The following is a 2,479-nucleotide window of genomic DNA, read 5'->3' on the forward strand; positions in this document are numbered from 1 at the left end:
GTAGCGACCACCAGAAACTTGCAGGTCATCGGGGTAAAAGCCGGTGGCCTTTTCATATGGCTGCCCGCTTCTCGTCAGGCTCCTTGCCAATGCCGCACGAAGACACCCTCTTCCAAGGCCAAAGGTTGTGTTGGGCCATGATGAAGCCATTGTCGAAAGTGCCGATAGGCGTTCTTGGCATACATTCGGGCCAACTCCACCAGTTTGTGGGTCAGACTCCCAAGGGCATCATTCATAAGGGGTTCCTCCTTCGTAGCGGGCTTGCAACCATCTTCTTACGCCTACCACTAGAGAGGATGCCGACAGCGCACTCGTTCCCCCTATCCGTCTCGGTGAGTAGCAAGCAAACGGGCGGCGGGCTAGGCGGAACGATCCAGCGCCTAAGCCTCCTGCGGATAAAGAGCGGCGAGCGAGCGGCGAGCTCTCCGGTATTTGACGGTGCCGCGCTTACGCAAACCGTTATACTAAAGCGCATACTGTTCCGATCCGCACGACCACGAAAGAGACGAACCATGAGCATCGACAGCTACGAAGCCAGCCTCAAGCGCTCCGACGAGATCCGCGCCGACTTGCCCGTCCATCCCGAGAAGTACACCATGCTTACCGGCGATCGTCCCACTGGCCGCCTGCACCTGGGACACTACTTCGGAACCATCCGCGAGCGCGTGGCGCTGCAGGATATGGGCGTTGCCACCCGCGTCATCATCGCGGACTACCAGGTCATCACCGACCGCGACTCTACGGGCAACATCGCCGACAACGTGCACAACATGATCATCGACTACTTGGCCTGCGGCATCGACCCCCAAAAGACCATCATCTTCGCGCACTCCGCCACGCCGGCGTCCAACCAGCTCATGCTTCCGTTCCTGTCGTTGGTGACCGAGGCCGAGCTACTGCGCAACCCCACGGTGAAAACCGAGATGGAGGCCTCGGGGCATGCGCTTACGGGCCTGCTGCTCACCTACCCCGTGCATCAGGCATGCGACATTTTGTTCTGCAAGGGCAACATCGTGCCCGTAGGCAAGGACCAGATGCCCCATATCGAGCAGACGCGCCAGATCGCCCGCCGGTTCAACGAGCGCTACGGCCACGTGTTCCCCGAGCCCGACGGCCTGCTGTCTGATGCGCCCGCTATCCCCGGCCTCGACGGCCGCAAGATGTCGAAGAGCTACGGCAATGCCATCAGCCTGTCCGCCACCGCCGACGAGACGACGAAGCTCATCAAGAAGTCCCAGACCGATGCTGAGCGCACTATCACGTTCGATCCTGAAGGACGCCCCGGCGTGTCGGCGTTACTGACCACAGCCGCGCTTTGCACAGGACGCACCGAAGCCGCTATCGCTGCCGAGATCGGCGAGGGAGGCTCCGGCACCTTAAAGAAGTACGTTACCGAGAGCGTGAACGCCTACCTCGAGCCCATCCGTGCTCGCCGCACAGAGCTAGCCGCCGACCGGGGCTATATTGCAAGCGTGCTAGCCGAGGGTAACCGCCGCGCCAACGAGATAGCCGAAGCCACCCTCGACGAGGTACGAGCCACGATGGGCATGGTGTACTAACCGCCAAGCAAACCGCCTCGAGCGGGTGCGGCAGGCACTGCCGTTGCGCAGCAAGCCGCACCCGCTCATGAACAAGCGTTTCGCGTAAAGCATTTGTTCTGATATCGATATTCGCTGATATTCGCGCATTTTTAGCGACCGAACCACGAAACCTTGGCAGAGCGCGCCGTTTGGGATAGAATGGCTGAGCGCTTTTCGTACGGGCCTATAGCTCAATGGTGGAGCAGGGGACTCATAATCCCTTGGTTGCAGGTTCGAATCCTGCTGGGCCCACCACTAAAATCGCAAGCCGCCGCCTCAACAGAGTCGGCGGCTTTTGTTTTCGGTAGCCGCCCCCCGCCGCTGAACCTTACCCGATGTGCGCTATGCCGGGCAGATGATCCTGCCTTTCAACGTGCGGACACGTGAAAACACGAAGCCCATGGCGAAAGCGCCTGCGATCATCGCCATCGTCAGCAGACTGGTATGTCAGCAGACTGGTATAGAAGTTGGCTTCGGCGCGGCCGCCTCAGGCAGGCCCCGCCGAAGCTCTCTGATCGCAAATGCAAAGGCGATCACGACTGCAGCGGTCAGCACCATGCGCACCCACCACAGATGCGTCCAGCTGGCAACAACGGCCGAATCGATGGAGAGGTTCGCCACACTAAGTACCGCAAACATCCCCAAATCCATACAACACAACCAGATCGCCAGGGGAACGCCGCGCTTTTTCGGCAGATGAAAAGGTTCATGACGATGAGACGACGTCCGCAAGGATCGCCACCACACTCGTCAGCGTAGCATGGTCCCGCATCCCCCGATGCTGCGGGCGCTCATCCAAAGAGCCCATCCTCGCTCCCCCATTCCCCACTGCCAGCACCTCTGCCTAATCGGGTAGGAGGCTGGTGATTAGTTCACCAGCCGTCCTCCCACACCACCGT

1 protein-coding gene and 1 tRNA gene are annotated in these 2,479 nt (G+C 60.3%); both read left to right on the forward strand.

The features are described from left to right. The first annotated feature begins 512 nt into the window (after positions 1 to 512). Positions 513 to 1,559: a tryptophan--tRNA ligase gene (gene trpS, locus RR842_RS13875; protein ID WP_332518807.1), complete on the forward strand. Its 1,047-nt coding sequence runs from the start codon at positions 513 to 515 to the stop codon at positions 1,557 to 1,559. Between the two features lie 201 nt (positions 1,560 to 1,760). Next, positions 1,761 to 1,835: transfer RNA gene (locus RR842_RS13880), tRNA-Ile, on the forward strand. The last annotated feature ends 644 nt before the right edge of the window (positions 1,836 to 2,479 follow it).

The organism is Gordonibacter sp., from assembly GCF_036667095.1.
Lineage (GTDB): Bacteria > Actinomycetota > Coriobacteriia > Coriobacteriales > Eggerthellaceae > Gordonibacter.

Excerpts from the sequence above, each read along its gene's own strand:
- trpS (WP_332518807.1), top strand. The coding sequence starts at position 513 with ATGAGCATCGACAGCTACGAAGCCAGCCTCAAGCGCTCCGACGAGATC.